Source organism: Gallaecimonas pentaromativorans (genome assembly GCF_003751625.1).
GTDB lineage: Bacteria > Pseudomonadota > Gammaproteobacteria > Enterobacterales > Gallaecimonadaceae > Gallaecimonas > Gallaecimonas pentaromativorans.
In genome coordinates, this window is record NZ_RJUL01000002.1 from 286,554 (window position 1) to 302,559 (window position 16,006).

Here is a 16,006-nt window from a genome sequence, read left to right on the forward strand (position 1 = left end):
TTAATCAGAAAATCAATGACACGCGCTGCATTTACTCGACTACGCACTCACCTGGACAAACAGGTGGTAGGACAGAGCCAGCTAACCCAGAACCTGCTGATCGCCCTGCTTGCCGACGGACACCTGTTGGTGGAAGGCCCACCAGGACTGGCCAAAACCCGTGCCATCAAGGCCGTAGCCCAAGGCCTCGAAGCCGATTTTCACCGGGTCCAGTTCACCCCGGACTTATTGCCGGCCGATTTGACCGGCACCGACATCTACCGCCCCGAGACCGGCGAGTTCACCTTCCAAAAAGGGCCGCTCTTTCACAACCTGCTGCTGGCAGACGAAATCAACCGGGCCCCGGCCAAGGTGCAATCGGCGCTGCTCGAAGCCATGGCCGAGCGGCAAATCACCGTTGGTAAAACCACCTACCCGCTGCCCAAGCTGTTTTTGGTCATGGCCACCCAAAACCCCCTGGAGCAAGAAGGCACCTACCCGCTGCCAGAAGCGCAGCTCGACCGCTTTTTGATGCACGTGCGGGTCGACTACCCCGACGCCCAGACCGAAATGGCCATCCTGCGCCTTAACCGCCAGGAAGCCATTGAAGACAAACCGGTGCCGGTCGAACCCCTGACCCAGGAAGACATCTTCGCCGCGCGCCGGGAAATTTTTAACCTGCACCTGGCCGACGCCGTGGAGCAATACATGGTGGCCCTCATCATGGCCACCCGCGAACCGGGCCGGGTTGACGAAGAGCTGGCCGGTTGGCTTGCCTACGGCGCCAGCCCCCGCGCCACCGCCGCCCTTGAGCGCTGCGCCCGGGCAAGAGCCTGGCTTGCCGGCCGCGACTTTGTCACCCCGGACGATGTCCAGGCGCTGCTGCCCAACGTGCTGCGCCACCGCTTGCTGCTCTCCTATCAGGCCGAAGCCAGCGGCATCACCATGGAGCAGGTGCTGGATCGCATTCTTTCCCGCGTTCCCTGCCCATGAGTGCCGTGCTACCGAGCGGCGCAGACGGCATAAGCCTGCGCCTTGAAGAACTGGTGCCTTACCGGCGCCTGGCAGGGCAACTGCAACTGACCCCCAAGGCGCCGTCGCGGGCCCATCAGGCTGGCCAACATCTGGCCCGGGCCAAGGGCCGCGGCATGGACTTTGACGAGGTGCGCCAGTACCAGGTGGGGGACGATATTCGCACCATCGACTGGCGCGTCACCGCCCGTACCGGCAAGCCTCACACCAAGCTGTTTCGTGAAGAGCGGGAAAGGCCGGTGCAGATGATCATCGACCTTGGCCCCTCCATGCAGTTTGGCTCCAAGCTGCTGTTAAAGGCGGTGCAGGCGGCGCACCTGGCGTCCTTGCTGGCCTGGCATGTGGCCGAGCGCGGCGACCGCATCGGCGCCCTTATCGGCAACGGCGACACCCACAAGGAGCTCAAGCCCAAGGGGCGCCAGCAAGGGGTGTTGGCCCTGGCCCATGGCCTGATTGAAATGCAAGGCCAGGCCCCTGACGTGCACCAGGCCAAGCCGGAGCTCATGAACGATTTACTGCGCCGCAGCCTCAAGCTCGCCTCTCCCGGCAGCCAGATTTGGCTGATAACAGACTTGCAAGGCTGGGACGACGAAAGCCGCTGGCTGATGGCCCGCCTGAAAAAGCACGCCGATGTCAGCGTGTTTATGGTAACCGACCCTTTGGAGCTGACCCTGCCCTCCTCTCGCCTGCCCCTGACCTTGCCGGTCCAGGGCCCCGAGGGCAAAGGCCTGCTGCCCATCGGCTCGGGGCGTTTTCGCAGCCAATACCAGCGCACCCGCTTAAGCCAAATTCAGCACATTCGCCAGACCCTCAAAGCCATGGATATCCGTTTTTGCGCCGTCGGTGCCCAGCAGTCCCTGGAGTTCCAGCTCGACCGGGTGAAGCCATGCTAGACAAACTCAAAGACATTCACGCCCCCCAAGCCCCGTCGGCCTGGCCGCTGGCCTGGGGTTGGTGGCTGCTTATCGCCTTGGTGCTGCTGGCCATCATTGCCGCCTTTTTTTATGTTCGCCGCGGCCGCGAGCAGGTAAACGAGCGCTTACAAGCCCGCCTCAAGGAGTTGGGTAACGGCGACGACTTCCTGGCCGCCCTCAATCAGCTGTTAAAAGAAGCCGCCTGCTATTACCACGACCCAGGCCAGGTCAGCGCCCTGTCCGGCAAGGCCTGGACCGGCTTTTTACGCCAGCACAGCCCCGCCGAGCCCGAGCGCCACCTTATCGAGCTGTTAGAAGCCGGCCCCTACGCCAAGAGCTTTCCCATTCGTTTTGAGCTTTTTCGTGACCTCAAAGCCTTTGCCGGCAGTTGGATAGCGGCCCAGGAGGGCAAAGATGCTTGAGTTTGAAAGCCTCTGGGCCTTGCTGCTGCTGCCGCTGCCCCTTATCTGGCGTTTTTTGCCGGCCCAGCCGGTAGCAAGCCTGACCCGCCTCAAGGTGCCCCTTGCCATCAGTAGCGCCGCCGACAGCGACCAGCCCGGCCAGGCCCGCCGCCAATTGCCTTGGTGGTTCAAATGGCTCGGCTGGCTTTGCCTGCTGCTGGCCCTGGCGAGGCCGGTGTGGATTGGCGACCCGGTCTCCCTGCCCGACAGCCGCCGGGAAATGATGCTGGTACTGGACTTATCCGGCTCGATGCAGGAGCCCGACATGGAGTTTGGCGGCCGCCCGGCCGACCGCCTGACCGCCGCCAAAGGGGTGCTTTACGATTTTATCAAGGAGCGCAAAGGGGACCGGCTGGGGCTTATTCTCTTTGCCGACCACGCCTATGTGCAGGCGCCGCTCTCCTATGACTTGGACACCATCGCCAAGCTGATGTCCGAGGCAAGCCTGGGGCTGGTGGGCAACCAAACCGCCATTGGCGAGGCGGTGGCGCTCGCCACCAAGCAGCTCGCCGACTCCAAGGCCAAAAAGAAAGTGGCCATTTTGCTCACCGACGGGCGCAATACCGCCGGTGGCATCGACCCGAATGACGCCATCGCCGCCGCCAAGGCCAAAGGCGTGACCTTCTACACCATCGGTTTTGGCTCCGATTTCCAGATAAAGCGCACCCCCATTGGCGACATCAAGGTGCCCAATAACGATCCGCCGGACGAAGCGCTGTTAAAGCGGCTTTCCGAGCAAACCGGTGGCCGCTTCTTTCGGGCCAAGAACACCCAGGATCTGCAACAGATCTACGGCGAGCTTAATCAATTGGAGCCGCTCAAAGACAACCAGCAGGTGCTTCGCCCCCGCCAGGACATCTTCTACTGGCCTTTGGGCCTTGTGCTGCTATTGAGTGTGGCGGTCGCCATTTGGAGGAGCCGATGATCTGGTTACGCCCTTATTGGCTGCTGGCCCTTATTCCGCTGGCCGTGCTGCTGTGGTGGTGCTGGCAGCGCCGCCCGGCAGGCTCCAGTTGGCAAAAACTGCTACCCGCCCACCTGGCCAAGCATCTCCTTACCGGCCAGGAAGGGGCCCAAAGCCGCTGGCCGCTGTTGATGCTGGCGCTGGCCTGGCTGCTGGCCACCCTGGCCATGGCTGGCCCTAGCTGGGAGCAAGACAAATACCCCCTGTATCAGCTCAAGGGTGGCCGGGTGCTGGTGATGGATATGTCCAACTCCATGCGCGCCACCGACTTGAGCCCTGACCGCCTCACCCAGGCCAAATTCAAAGCCATCGACTTAGTGCGGCAGTTAAAAGAAGGGGAAACCGGCCTGGTGGCCTATGCCGGCGCCGCGTTTACCGTCGCCCCCATGACCCGCGACAGCTCCACCCTTGAGTACCTTATCCAGGCCCTGTCGCCGGAGATCATGCCAGTGCAAGGCTCGCGCTCTGACCTTGGCATCGAAAAGGCGGTGGACCTTCTCAAGCAAGCCGGGTACCGGCGCGGCGATATCCTCTTATTTACCGACGGCCTGAACGACAAGGAACGCAGCCTTATCAGCAAACTGGACCTTGGCCCCTTTAAGGTGTCGGCGCTGGTGTTCGGCACCGACCAGGGCGCCCCCATCCGCAGCCTCTCCGGCGAGCTGATGAAAGACGACAAGGGCCAGGTGGTGATCGCCAAAACCAGCCTCAGCGAGACGTGTTCGGTAATAGCCGGTCTTTGCATCAAGGCAGGCCTTGACGATGGCGACCTCAAAGCCCTGCTCACCCCCAAAGACGACGGCCAGACCAAGTCCAACGAGGTGATAACCCTGCCCAAAGACGGCGGCCGTTATCTGTTGTGGCTGTTGCTGCCGCTGGTGCTGCTGGCCTTTCGCCGGGGCCTGTTGGTACTGGGGTTGGTGGCGCTGCTGCCCATGGTTAAACCGGCCGAGGCGGCGGTGTTTAAAAACGATAACCAGCAAGGCTACCAGCAGTATCAGGACCAAGACTACGCCCAGGCCGCCAAGACCTTTACCGACCCCAACTGGCAGGCCGCCGCCCTTTACCGCGACGGTAAATACCAACAAGCCGCCGATCTCTGGGCCAAACAAAGCGGCGCCAGCGCTCACTTTAACGAGGGCAATGCCCTTGCCAAGGCCGGTAAGCTTGACCAAGCCATCAGCGCCTATGACGAAGCCCTGGACACCCAGCCAGACTTTCCCGATGCCCGCTTTAACCGCGATCTGGTGAAAAAGCAGCTGGATCAGCAGAAAAAAGACGGCAAAGGGGACGATAAAAAGTCCGGCAAGGACAACGACAAGGACCAAAACAAAGACGGCCAATCCGCATCCAAGCCCAACCAACAGGATGACAAGGGCAACAAGAACAACAAGCCGGGCCAGCAAAAGGACGGCAACAAAGGGCAAGACCCTCAGCAACAACCCAAGGCCGATAACCAAAGCGGCCAGGACAAGAAAAAAGACCAGGGTCAAAACGGCCAACAGCAAAAGCCCCAGCAACCCAAAGACGGGAAGGACCACCAGGGCATGACGCCCCAGGGCGCCGATAAAAAAGGCGACGACAAGGCCCGCCAACAGCCAGCCCAGCTCAGTAAAGGTGATGGCCAGAGCCAGGGCCCGATGATGAGCGCCGATAAATTGCTGGACGCGGTCAACAATGACCCCGGCTACCTGCTGCAACAAAAAATGCTGCGCGCCTATGAAGCGCAAGCCAAAAAAGGGAAGGAACAACAACAATGGTAAGGCGTCTGCCGTTATTGCTGGCAGCCTGGCTGCTGCCGCTGCTGGCCTGGGGAGCCACCCAGGTCGAGGCCACCTTGAGCCGCAACCCGGTACCGGCCGGCGAGGCGGTTACCCTGGAGGTGGTGGTTAATGACGATCTGCCCGCCAACGCGCTGGACAGCTCGGCCCTTGGCAAGGATTTTATCGTCGGCAACACCAGTGTCAGCCGCTCCACCCAGATAACCAACCTCAATGTCAGCCGGGTAACCCGCTGGCAAATCAACCTCATCGCCACCAACCCCGGCAACTACACCATTCCGCCCTTGAAGGTGGACGGCTTGATGACCGCTCCCATCAAGCTGCAAGTGGTCAAGGCCGGCAGCAGTATCGACGCCCAAGACGTGTTGCTGGAAACCGAGCTTTCCGACAACCAGGCCTACCCCGGCGAGCAAATCACCTATAGCGTCAAATTGCTGGTGGCAAGCGATTTGAAATCAGGGCAATTGAGCGACCCCAGCGTCGACAACGCCGACATCAAGCGCCTGGGCGAAGATAAAGAAGGCAATGAGACCCGCCAGGGCCGCCGCTATCACACCTACTCGCGCCAGTACGCCGTTTTCCCCAAGGAAGTGGGTAATTACGTTATCAGCCCGCCGGTATTTAACGGCGAAACCTTCACTCAAGACCGGCGCGGCTTTTACCAAACCAAAGAAGTGGGCAAGGTAGGCCAGCCCCAGAGCCTTATCGTCAAAGCGATTCCCGACAACAGCAAACCCTGGCTGCCGGCACGGGATTTGAGCCTGGAAGAGCGATGGAGCGCCGATCCTAAAGACTGGAAGGTAGGCCAGCCCCTGACCCGCACCCTGGTACTGACCGCCACCGGCACCCAGGCCTCCAACCTGCCGCCGCTGACCTTACCTGTGCCGGACGGCCTCAAGGAATACCCGGACCAAAAAGACCGCAAGGATTTTATCAAAGACGGCTGGCTTACCGCCCAGCAGACCGTTGCCGAAGCCCTGGTACCTACCCGGGCCGGCAAGCTGGAACTGCCGGAAGTAGACATCACCTGGTTTGACACCCTGGCCGGTAAATACCGGGTCGCCACCCTGCCCGCCCGCACCCTCACCATTGGCGCCGTGGCGCCACAGCCCTCAGAAGTGGTGCAGCAGCAAGCGCCGCCCAGCGAAACCCACGCTGGCTTCTGGCCTTATTTGGCGGTGCTGGCCCTCTTGGCCTGGATGCTGACCCTGGTGCTGTGGTATCGCCAGCGCCAGGGCCGGCCCGGCAAAAAAGGCGCCGCCAGCGAGGCCAGTGAGGCCCCCGGTTGGCTGCGCCTTCGCCAAGCCGTTCACGGTAAAGACGCCAACCTAGCAGGCCAGGCGCTACTGGCCTGGGCGCGGGAGAAATACCAGGTCCATTCCCTTGAGGAGCTGGCAGGACTCTTGCGCCACCCGCCGCTCACCGATGCCATCACCGCCTTGCAGCAACAGCGCTTTGCGACCAAAGGCACGGCCTGGGACGGCCATGCCCTGTGGCAAGCCTTAAGCGATGCCAAGCTGCCCGAGCCGCCGCCACCAGGCTCGGGGCTATACGCCCGTTTTCAGCTGTAAATCATCTTGCGGCTCATGCCGCCATCGGCCAGCCAATGCTGGCCGGTGACAAATCCGGCCTCGGGGCCAAGAAGCCAGGCTACCAGCGAGGCGATGTCCCGGCCCCTTCCTACCCTGCCCGCCGGGTGCTGGTGATGCTCAAGCTCGCTAAGCACCTCGCTCTCTGGCGCCACCCACCCCGGGCTCACGCAGTTCACCCGCACCTTGGGCCCTAGGCTGATGGCAAGGGCGTGGGTCAGGGCCACTAGGCCACCTTTGGAGGCGCCATAACATTCGCTGTTGGGCTCGGACATCACGGCGCGGGTCGAGGCGATGTTGACCACCGAGGCGCCATCACGAAAATGGGGCAACAGCGCTTGGGTCATCAACATCGGTGCGGTCAGGTTTACCGCCAATACCTCTTGCCAAAGGCTTAAAGGAAGCTCGGCCAGCGGCGGGTTATGGGGATGGGCGATGGCAGCGTTATTGACCAGGCCATCCACCGGCGCCGAGAGCCGGGCGCCAAAACCGTTAATGGCGGCGGCATCGGTTAAATCCAGCCCCTCTATGGCAAGGTTCAGCTCCCCTGCCCTTGGCGTTTTATCCAGGGCCGTGACCCTGGCGCCGCACTCCAGTAGATAACGGCAGATGGCGCTGCCAATAACGCCGCCGGCGCCGGTGACCACGATGTGCTTGTCTTGCCAGTGGCACTGCATGAAACCTCCAAGGCTATGATTGTGATAATGCTCACATCTATGATGGGAAAAATACCATGGCCATGAAAGAGCAATGGGCCGAGGGCGGTCAATAGACCCATGAACAGCAGACAACGACGTTTCGAAGCCCTGGTTGGGGCACTTTCAACGGACCTCTATCGCTATGGGCTCTGGCTCACCAGCGATCCGGGGGTTGCCGACGATCTGGTGCAGGAAACCTTCCTGCGGGCATGGAAATACCTTGACGATCTGAAAGACGAAAAATCCGCCAGGGCCTGGCTTATCACCATCTTGCGCCGAGAAAACGCCCGGCGCTTTGAACGCAAACAGTTTGACATGACCGATTACGAAGAAGCCCACATCGCCGACGAGCATAGCCTGGACAGCGAAACCCAGCTCAGCCAGCTGGAGTTGCAGCGGGCCATGGGCCAGTTGGCGGTGGAATACCGCGAGCCCCTGGTACTGCAAGTGCTGTTTGGTTATTCGGGGGAAGAGATAGGCCAGATGCTGGAGCTCAACACCAACACCGTGATGACCCGGCTGTTTCGGGCCAGAAACCAGCTCAGGGAAATGCTCGGCGACACTGCGACAAGCAACAGGAGGGCCTCGGAATGAACGACCTGGAATTTAGACGCCGCCTGCTGGCCGACCCGCAGGACCCAAGCCTTTGCGAAGAGGCCAAAGGCGACAAGGCCCGTACCCGCCTGACCCAAGAAGTACGCCAGCAGGATGCCGCGCTGCTTGCCGCCCTCAAGGTACCGGCGCCGGGCAATCTGGCCAGCCGCATCATCCTTAGCCAAAGCCTTAAGGATTTTGAGCAGCGCCAACGGCGCCGCTCTCGCTGGCATCTGGGCATTGCCGCTTCCCTTGCTTTTACCGCCGGAGCCTTGATGAGCTTTTTAACCCTCGACAGAAGCCACCTGGGCTTTAGCCAATATGCCCTGGCCCACGTCTACCATGAATACAGCACCATGACCGATGCGGTAGACGAGAAGGCGACCCTGGCCTCTTTTAACAGCAAACTGGCCAGTTACGGCGGCGAGCTGACCCACCAGATAGGCCACATCTATTACGTTAATTTCTGTGACTTTGACGGTGTGCAAAGCCTGCATGCGGTAATGAGCGGTGAAAAAGGCCGGGTCACCGTCTTTTTCATCGACGGTAAAACCAAGGCCGGTGAAAAAGAAAAAGCCTACTTTGCCGACGGCCAATTTGACGGGGTAACCGAGCAAATCGGCAACCACCAGTTAATCCTGATTGGCGAGAAAGGCGAACCCTTGGAAAAAATGGAACAAAAGCTCAGGAAAAACCTGGATTGGACCATCTAAGCGCCTGAAAACGCTCCGCTTAACGCCCGAGCCTTGCCCGGGCTTTTTTATGGTTCCAAGGCTTGGGTGATTAAGAAAAAGGCAATTTAGGGGCACTTTGCGAGCCATGTCAAAACTGACCGTGGGTCAGTTATTTTTCATCGAAAAAAAGTGGATTTATGGGGTGCATTTTTAGGAGTATTCGCAGAAGTTTTGATAGTATCGCAACAGGTCCGCTGAGCGGACTTTAATCAAGGATGCCCTAAAGAGAGAACAATATTATGCAGCTAATCAGAAAATCACTTGTTGCAACCGCCATCTTCAGCGTGTGCTCTGGTGCCATGGCAGCTGGCTTCCAGATCACCGAACACTCCGCCAAATCCCTGGGCCGCTCCAACGCCGGCGAAGCCGCCGTAGCAGAGGACGCTTCGGTAGTGGCCGCCAACCCGGCCCTGATGACCAAGTTCAAGCGCCCCATGATGAGCGTGGTGGGCGCCTACATCATGCCCGACATCGACATCGAAGGGACCACCAGCAACTACTTCACTACCGGTGGCACCCCGGTGGCCACTTACAACAATGACGTGGCCCCCAACGCCTTCGTGCCGGAAGCCTACTATGTTGCCCCCATTAACGACCAATGGTCCTGGGGTATCGGTGGCTTCTCCAACTTTGGCCTGATGACCGATTACAACAGCGCAGCCATGACCAACCCGCTGGCTGACAAAACCGACCTGAAAACCTACAACCTCAACCCCAGCATCGCCTACAAAGTAGACGACAGCCTGTCTGTGGGTTTTGGTATCAACATCGTTTACGCCGAAGCCACCCTGTCCTCTTCGGTCCCAGCTGGCCTCGATGGCAGCACCCTGGCTGATGCCTTTGGCTTTGACGGCCAGCTCATTACCGAGCTTAAAGGCGACGATTACGGCTGGGGCTGGAACCTGGGCGTTACCTACGACTTCAGCCCGGCAACCCGCATCGGCTTTGCCTACCGCTCCAAGGTTGACCTGACCTTTGACGGCACCATCGACACCGGCATTCTGCCTACCGCCGGTAACCTGCTGCTGGGTCTGGACCCGACCAGCCAAAGCGCCGCCTTCCTGGCTGGCCTGCCGGCCAAGTTCGACGAGAAACTGGATCTGACCCTGCCGGCTATCTGGGAATTGGCCCTGAACCAACAGCTGACCAGCGCTCTGTCCTTGCAGGCGTCCGTCAACCGCATCGAGTGGTCCGACTTTGACAAACTGGTGGGTAAAAGTGCCCGTGGCGCCATGCTGCTGGATCAGCCCGAGAACTGGAAAGATGCCTGGTACTACAGCGCCGGTCTGACCTACGTTGCCTCCAGCGACATCACCCTGCGCGCTGGTATGAAATACGACAACACCCCGGTGCGTGACGAATACCGCGACCTGCGTATTCCTGACTCCAAGCGGATGTGGTACAGCGTCGGTATGACCTACAGCTTCAGCAAGGATCTGGATGTCGACGTTTCCTACAGCTACCTCGACTCCAAAAAAGCCTCCATCAACGAAGGCGAAGTGGTTGAGAACGGCAGTCCGTCTCTGACCGGTAGCTTCAGCGGCGAGATGTCAGGCAGCGCCCAGATCTTCGCTCTGCAGGCCAACTACCGTTTCTAAGCGGTATTGGTGACAAAAAAGGGGCCAGATGGCCCCTTTTTTTATTGGCGACCCCTTACTTGGGGCGTACCGCGATAACTTCGATTTCCACCAGCATGCCGGCACCGGCCAGGCCCGCTATCTGCACGGCGCTACGCGACGGCAGGTTGGGCTGCTCCTTGGTACCAAAATACTGGGTATAGCCCTTCATAAAGCCTTCGAAGTCCATGTGGCCCCCCTTGGCCGGGTCGCCGACCAAAAAGGCGGTCATCTTCACCACATCCCCCATGCCGAGGCCCTTTTCCTTGAGGGAGGCTTCAATACGGGACAGCACGCTCAGGGTTTGCACTTCGGTGTCGCCCCAATAGGCGGCGCTGCCTTTAGGGGCTTTTGCATCCTTGGGCGCCGGCACCATACCGCTTTGATAGACGGTGCCATCAACCTCCACAGCCGAAGAGATGGGAAAGGTGCTGCCACCCGGTAGCGGGTAGCGTTTAATTTCGGCGGCGCTCAGTGAACCGGCGCCCAGCACCATGGCCAGTGCCCCCAGCATCAGGCTTTTTTTCATCGTCTCTTCCTTATGGTTTGGTTGTCAGTGGCAGGCCGGCCAGGTAGGCCGAAACGTCCTGCATGTCCTTTTCAGAGCCGAGCATCATGGCGGCCTGGCGCATCATGGCGCCGTATTGGTCGCCCTCGGCTTCGCCCCGCTCGCCGCTTTTATAAGCCTCAAGCTGTTTGAGGATATACCAGTCGCTCTGGCCCGCCAGGGGCGGCGCTTTGACTGCCGACATGCCTTCACCGCTGGCGCCATGGCAACCAGCGCAGCTTTGATAAAGGCGCTTGCCGTGGGCGGCGTCCGCGCTCAGCAACTTCACCTTGGCCGGTGCCACCGGCTGCTGGCGCACAAAGGCAATGGCGTGTTCGATTTCAGCTGGCTTCATGATCTTGGCCACCTGCATCATCTCGCGGCCATGCCAGTCTGACGGCGTCATGCCCCGCCAGCCTTTTTGAAAGCCTTCAAGCTGCTCTTTGAGGTACCAGTCGGGCAGCACCGTCAGGTTGGGGGCCTTTACCGAGGCGTTGCCCTGGGCATTGCTGCCATGGCAGACCAGGCAGTATTGGGCGTTATCTTCCTTGGCCTGGGCCGCACCGGCCAGGGCCAGGGTCATTACCAGCAACCAGCTTCTCATGAGGCCTCCTTACTGCGCCGGGCTTCTTTGGTCTCAATGTCTGCCAGGGCATGCCAGGCCGAGCGAATGGCGCCTTCCTGCCAGCCGGAGTGGTGGCTTATCTGGTCGCCCACCATGTAGTGGCGGCCGCCGGCAGGGGCCTGCATCAGGGCAAATTTCTCCTGTATTTCCTCCGGCCACACCGAGCTGCAGCCCATCATGTGGTTCATGCGCTGCCAGCAAATGGTGACGCCGGTCTCGATATGGCTGCCATAGTCCTTGTGCACCTTGCTGCCCTGGCGAATGGCCTCTTGCATGCGCTCTTCGTTGCTCATGCGGGCAAAGCGGTCTCCCACTTCCGGGTCCCAGGTGTAGGCGCCGAGAAACACGCCTTTTTGCGTCAGCGGGCTGTGCTCGGGATACCAAATTTGGGTGATGTCCTGATTGGTCCAGCTGATGCCGTTGTAGATTTGCTCTTTCTCCCAGAACCGCTCCTTGGCCTGGAAGCCGATTTTAAAGAGCTTGCCGCGCTGAATTTTGCCCAGCACCTCGGCGTAATCGCTGGGGAAGTTGTTCTCGATGCCGGCCATGATGTGGGTCGGTATGCAGTTGATGCAGTAATCGGCGCGAATGGCTTTGCGGGCGCCGTCTTGCAGGTAGCTGACTTCGACGCCATCGTCGTCCAGCCACACCTTTTGCACCTGGGCCTTGAGGGTGATTTTGTCTTTGACCTTCTTAAGAAAGCCTTTAACCACATGGTCCATGCCGCCAACCGGGGTAAGCATGGCCGGGGCCTGATCGACCGCTTCGGCAAAGTTAAGGGCGCCGGCCCAGTAGTTCGATTGCATCAGGTCGGCAAAGCGCAGCGGATCTTTGATAACCGGCTCGGAGACAAAACCGCCCGACACCAACCCGGCGCGCTCGGAGCCGTGGTATTTCATGTCCGAGCCCAGATCGCCATAGGCCTTGACGAAGGCCATCATCTTCTCGAGTTCCACCTCGTCAAAGGGCGCATCCAGGTGTTTGGCAGAGGCCATGGTTTTACCCAGCAGCTCTGACATAAAGCCGCGGATATCGGCGCGGTACTCGCGAATGCGCACCGGCTTGCCGCCAAAGGCCTGGTCGTCCTGGGTGTAGCAGTTGACGTTGTCATTGCTAAACAGCATCAGCTCTACGCCCAGCTCGCGGCAGTAGTGCATCAGCCCGGTGTGGTGGGCGGGAATGCGGGCCGGGCCGCAGTTCATGTAGAGATGAGGTTGGTCGTCGAATTTGCAGATCTGCGGGTTACCGAACTCGTCGATAAAATCGCCATGGCGCACCGTGAAGTTACGGCCCCCGGCCCGGTGCGAGGCTTCCAGCACCGTCACTTGGTAGCCGGCACGGCTCAGCTCATAGGCGCTGGTCAGGCCGCTGATACCGGCCCCGAGAATAACAACTGAACGTTTTTTTCCGTTTAAGGGTTTGAGTTTTAACGGACTTGCCTGCACCGGAATGCTGGTCAATCCCAAAATACCGGCAGCATGAAATAACGCTGCGCTACCTCCGGCTCGCCCAATAAAATTGAGCAATTGCCGCCTTGAAAGCTCTTTTTTCATAAGCCCACCAACGTGTTAACAACTAGTTTCTACATCTAACTTCTCTTGGCCGTATTTAATTGTTTAGAGCGACAACCACCTAACCAAAAAAACAAAACCAGAGAAACCAACTTGTCACTATCCTGTAACGTTTTGCGGTACAGCTCACAAAAAATAGAGCTTTGACTCTAGCGTAACATCATGTTTTATAAAGATTGATTACGTTTACGCAAAGGTAAGCAATAGCTAAAATTCAGCCTTTATCTGGGATCGAATTCACAAAAACTTAATTTTCGATAACCTTTTAAGTGAATTTCTTTTGATAGGAAAAATAAGCCTGTGGTACCGATTTTAAAGGTTACCGGATGGTTAATACCTGTAGTTCCGGCTCTGTTGAAGATGTGCATCTTTTAAATGAGGGCGGACAATTATGACTAAAGATAAAAATGCCTTTAAGCAGAAAAGAGATCTGATTTCTCTTGCTGTGGTAATGGCCTTGAGCAATGTTTCAGTGGCAATGGCAGACGAGGACGACGCTGCCGCCAAAGGCGAAGACACTGAAGTCATTGCCATCACCGGTTCACGGGTAGCAGGCCGCACTGCCGCGGATTCTGCAGCGCCGGTGGATATCTTCTCCGCCAAAGACTTGCGTGGCCCTGGCGACACCGACCTGGGTGAAGTGCTGCGCAAACTGGTGCCCTCTTTCAACATCCCTACCCAGCCCATCAGCGACGGTAGCTCCTTTGTCCGACCGGCCAACATGCGAGGCCTGCCACCGGATGAAACCCTGGTGCTGGTCAATGGCAAACGCTTCCATCGCTCGGCCCTGGTGCAACTGGGGGGCGGTTCACTGTCCCAGGGTGCCCAGGCGCCGGACACCGCCAACATCCCCAGCCTGGCCCTTGGCCGCCTCGACGTGCTGCGTGACGGCGCCTCGGCCCAGTACGGCTCGGATGCCATCGCCGGGGTAATGAACTTCGTGCTGCGCTCCGACACCAACGGCCTGGAAACCCAGGCGCAATACGGCTCTACCTCCGAGGGTGACGGCGACGAATGGAAATTCTCCGCCAACTACGGCCGGGAGATGACCGAGAAAGGTTTCTTGAACGTCACTGCCGAAATCACCCAGCGTGACCGCACCGTGCGTGCCGACCAGCGCCCCGATGCCCAAAGCTATATCGATGCCGGTATCGAAGGGGTGCCGGACCCGGCCATGACCTGGGGTACCCCGCGCAGCAAATCCAAGCGTCTGGTGTGGAACTTCGGCTTGGAATTCTCCCCAAGCGATACCCTGTATCTGTTCGGTAACTACTCCGACGCCAACTCCGAAGGCGGTTTTTACTACCGTAACCTGGACCGTGATTTCTTTACCGACATCACCACCCCTGACGGCTCCACCTTTAACTTCCTGCAGTGGTTCCCAGGCGGCTTTACCCCGAGCTTCGGGGCTGATATCTATGACTTCAGCCAAGTGGCCGGCGTCAAAGGGACCCTGGCTTCCATCTCTGATGACCTGACCTATGATATCTCCGGCAGCTTTGGCCGTAACCGCATCGAGTACTTCCTGCACAACACCATCAACCCCTCTTTGGGGCCGGACTCCCCCACCAGCTTCAACCCGGGGACCCTGCAACAGACCGAGAAAAACCTAAACGCCGACTTCAACTACCCCATCGGCTCATTGAACGTGGCCTTCGGCGCCGAATACCGGGATGAAACCTACGCCATCATGAGTGGCGACCAGGCCTCCTGGGAAATTGGGCCTTACTCCTACCTCGGTATCGGCTCCAACGGCTTCCCAGGCTACGACCCCACCCAGACCGGCGAATGGACCCGCTCCAACTACGCCGGCTACGTGGACATGGAATGGGATGTCAGCATGGACTTGATGCTGGGCCTGGCCGGGCGCTACGAGAAGTTCTCCGACTTTGGTGACACCACCAACGGCAAACTCTCCGCCCGTTATAACCTGACCGACAGCTTCGTGCTGCGCGGCACCGTTAGCTCAGGCTTCCGCGCCCCGACCCCGGGCCAATCCCACACCACCAACGTGGCCACCACCTTTATCGGTGACGACCCAACCCCGGTGGCCGTGGGTACCATTCCGCCCACCAACCCTATTTCCGAGTTCTTCGGTGGCCGGGCCCTGAAGCCGGAAAAATCCACCAACTACACCCTGGGCGCCGGCTGGACCATCACCCCGGACTTGACCGCCACCATCGACGTGTACCGTATCGACGTGCGTGACCGTATCGGTATCTCCTCTTCTATTGATATCGACGATGCCACCCGCGCCCAACTGGTTGCCTCCGGTATCGCCAGCGCCGCCGACTACGGGCAAATTCGCTTCTTTACCAACGCCTTTGACACCAAAACCCAGGGCGTGGATTTGGTCATGACCTACAACCTCACCAGCGACTGGGGCGATACCACCATCAGCCTGGGCGGTAACTACAACAAAACCGAAGTCACCAAGATCAAGGATGACCGGGTAGTGGACGCCGACCGTAAGGCCGACCTTGAGAACCAGTTGCCCAAAACCCGGGTCAACCTCAACGTCAGCCACAGCATCGACGTCTACCGTTTCGATGTGGGTGCCCGCTACTACAGCAAGTGGAAGAACGCCACCGACCAGCAATATCAGACCTTTGGCTCTGAAGTGGTGGTGGACGCTTCTGCAACCTGGATGGCCACCTCCGACTTCAGCCTGACCGCCGGGGTCGAGAACCTGTTCGATACCTACCCGGACAAGACCCTCTACGGCGAAGGAACCGGCCAGAAGTACCCTGGCGGCTCCCCTGTTAACAGTGACGGCATGCGCTGGTACCTGCGCGGCAGCTACCACTTCTAATGCTAACCCACTGAAAAAAGGGGCCTTTGGCCCCTTTTCTTTTTTAAGAAGAAAGGTGCAGATGCACCGGGTTTCGCGGCAGTTGGCGA

General features: G+C 59.3%; 13 protein-coding genes and 1 pseudogene. 10 read left to right on the plus strand and 4 right to left on the minus strand.

Features of this window, described 5'->3' with window-relative positions; translation table 11 throughout:
• The first annotated feature begins 15 nt into the window (after positions 1-15).
• Genes EDC28_RS04155 through EDC28_RS04180 form a run of 6 tightly spaced genes read left to right on the plus strand, consistent with a single transcriptional unit; the run spans position 16 to position 6,702 of the window.
• A complete protein-coding gene (locus EDC28_RS04155) occupies positions 16-972 on the plus strand; it encodes an AAA family ATPase (RefSeq protein ID WP_123420765.1) in 957 nt (318 codons plus the stop codon).
• Positions 969-1,904: a DUF58 domain-containing protein gene (locus tag EDC28_RS04160; RefSeq protein WP_050658693.1), complete on the plus strand. Its 936-nt coding sequence runs from the start codon at positions 969-971 to the stop codon at positions 1,902-1,904. The genes EDC28_RS04155 and EDC28_RS04160 overlap by 4 nt, the downstream gene beginning before the upstream one ends.
• Complete coding sequence (locus EDC28_RS04165) at positions 1,898-2,347, plus strand: DUF4381 domain-containing protein (RefSeq protein WP_123420766.1); 450 nt, start codon at positions 1,898-1,900, stop codon at positions 2,345-2,347. The genes EDC28_RS04160 and EDC28_RS04165 overlap by 7 nt, the downstream gene beginning before the upstream one ends.
• Entirely contained in the window at positions 2,340-3,311 is a 972-nt protein-coding gene (locus EDC28_RS04170) for a VWA domain-containing protein (protein WP_123420767.1), read from the plus strand. Before EDC28_RS04165 ends, EDC28_RS04170 begins: the two co-directional genes overlap by 8 nt.
• Positions 3,308-5,113 carry a vWA domain-containing protein gene (locus tag EDC28_RS04175; protein WP_123420768.1) on the plus strand — a complete coding sequence of 602 codons (1,806 nt, stop codon included), beginning with the start codon at positions 3,308-3,310 and terminating at the stop codon, positions 5,111-5,113. Before EDC28_RS04170 ends, EDC28_RS04175 begins: the two co-directional genes overlap by 4 nt.
• Positions 5,107-6,702, plus strand: a complete 1,596-nt coding sequence (locus EDC28_RS04180; protein WP_123420769.1) for a BatD family protein — start codon at positions 5,107-5,109, stop codon at positions 6,700-6,702. Before EDC28_RS04175 ends, EDC28_RS04180 begins: the two co-directional genes overlap by 7 nt.
• Here EDC28_RS04180 and EDC28_RS04185 read toward each other — a convergent pair.
• The gene (locus EDC28_RS04185; protein WP_123420770.1) at positions 6,693-7,397 is read right to left on the minus strand and encodes an SDR family oxidoreductase; all 705 of its coding nucleotides are present in this window, start codon (positions 7,395-7,397) and stop codon (positions 6,693-6,695) included. The two genes, EDC28_RS04180 and EDC28_RS04185, sit on opposite strands and share 10 nt — an antisense overlap.
• Positions 7,398-7,487: 90 nt before the next feature.
• On the opposite strand from EDC28_RS04185, the pseudogene EDC28_RS04190 reads away from it, so the two are divergent.
• The 3 genes and pseudogenes from EDC28_RS04190 to EDC28_RS04200 all read left to right on the plus strand — a co-directional run.
• Positions 7,488-8,012, plus strand: a pseudogene (locus tag EDC28_RS04190) (sigma-70 family RNA polymerase sigma factor); the annotation flags it as partial.
• On the plus strand, positions 8,009-8,725 hold the full coding sequence (locus EDC28_RS04195) for a DUF3379 family protein (protein ID WP_050658700.1): 717 nt from the start codon (positions 8,009-8,011) through the stop codon (positions 8,723-8,725). The pseudogene EDC28_RS04190 and the gene EDC28_RS04195, both read left to right, overlap by 4 nt.
• A 260-nt stretch (positions 8,726-8,985) precedes the next feature.
• Positions 8,986-10,344 (plus strand): OmpP1/FadL family transporter, encoded by a 1,359-nt coding sequence (locus EDC28_RS04200; RefSeq protein ID WP_123420772.1) that lies wholly within the window; start codon positions 8,986-8,988, stop codon positions 10,342-10,344.
• Positions 10,345-10,399: 55 nt separating this feature from the next.
• On the opposite strand, the gene EDC28_RS04205 is transcribed toward EDC28_RS04200, so the two are convergent.
• The 3 genes from EDC28_RS04205 to EDC28_RS04215 are packed head-to-tail and all read right to left on the minus strand — an operon-like array spanning position 10,400 to position 13,060.
• Positions 10,400-10,891, minus strand: a complete 492-nt coding sequence (locus tag EDC28_RS04205) for a RidA family protein (RefSeq protein WP_050658702.1) — start codon at positions 10,889-10,891, stop codon at positions 10,400-10,402.
• Positions 10,892-10,901: 10 nt separating this feature from the next.
• On the minus strand, positions 10,902-11,513 hold the full coding sequence (locus EDC28_RS04210; protein WP_123420773.1) for a c-type cytochrome: 612 nt from the start codon (positions 11,511-11,513) through the stop codon (positions 10,902-10,904).
• A complete protein-coding gene (locus tag EDC28_RS04215) occupies positions 11,510-13,060 on the minus strand; it encodes a flavin monoamine oxidase family protein (RefSeq protein ID WP_170164025.1) in 1,551 nt (516 codons plus the stop codon). The genes EDC28_RS04210 and EDC28_RS04215 overlap by 4 nt, the downstream gene beginning before the upstream one ends.
• Before the next feature lie 502 nt (positions 13,061-13,562).
• Between EDC28_RS04215 and EDC28_RS04220 the strand changes: the two genes are divergently transcribed.
• The gene (locus EDC28_RS04220) at positions 13,563-15,917 is read left to right on the plus strand and encodes a TonB-dependent receptor plug domain-containing protein (RefSeq protein ID WP_211355716.1); all 2,355 of its coding nucleotides are present in this window, start codon (positions 13,563-13,565) and stop codon (positions 15,915-15,917) included.
• Positions 15,918-16,006 lie beyond the last annotated feature (89 nt).

Excerpts from the sequence above, each read along its gene's own strand:
- EDC28_RS04155 (WP_123420765.1), top strand. The coding sequence starts at position 16 with ATGACACGCGCTGCATTTACTCGACTACGCACTCACCTGGACAAACAG.
- EDC28_RS04160 (WP_050658693.1), top strand. The coding sequence starts at position 969 with ATGAGTGCCGTGCTACCGAGCGGCGCAGACGGCATAAGCCTGCGCCTT.
- EDC28_RS04165 (WP_123420766.1), top strand. The coding sequence starts at position 1,898 with ATGCTAGACAAACTCAAAGACATTCACGCCCCCCAAGCCCCGTCGGCC.
- EDC28_RS04170 (WP_123420767.1), top strand. The coding sequence starts at position 2,340 with ATGCTTGAGTTTGAAAGCCTCTGGGCCTTGCTGCTGCTGCCGCTGCCC.
- EDC28_RS04175 (WP_123420768.1), top strand. The coding sequence starts at position 3,308 with ATGATCTGGTTACGCCCTTATTGGCTGCTGGCCCTTATTCCGCTGGCC.
- EDC28_RS04180 (WP_123420769.1), top strand. The coding sequence starts at position 5,107 with ATGGTAAGGCGTCTGCCGTTATTGCTGGCAGCCTGGCTGCTGCCGCTG.
- EDC28_RS04185 (WP_123420770.1), bottom strand. The coding sequence starts at position 7,397 with ATGCAGTGCCACTGGCAAGACAAGCACATCGTGGTCACCGGCGCCGGC.
- EDC28_RS04195 (WP_050658700.1), top strand. The coding sequence starts at position 8,009 with ATGAACGACCTGGAATTTAGACGCCGCCTGCTGGCCGACCCGCAGGAC.
- EDC28_RS04200 (WP_123420772.1), top strand. The coding sequence starts at position 8,986 with ATGCAGCTAATCAGAAAATCACTTGTTGCAACCGCCATCTTCAGCGTG.
- EDC28_RS04205 (WP_050658702.1), bottom strand. The coding sequence starts at position 10,891 with ATGAAAAAAAGCCTGATGCTGGGGGCACTGGCCATGGTGCTGGGCGCC.
- EDC28_RS04210 (WP_123420773.1), bottom strand. The coding sequence starts at position 11,513 with ATGAGAAGCTGGTTGCTGGTAATGACCCTGGCCCTGGCCGGTGCGGCC.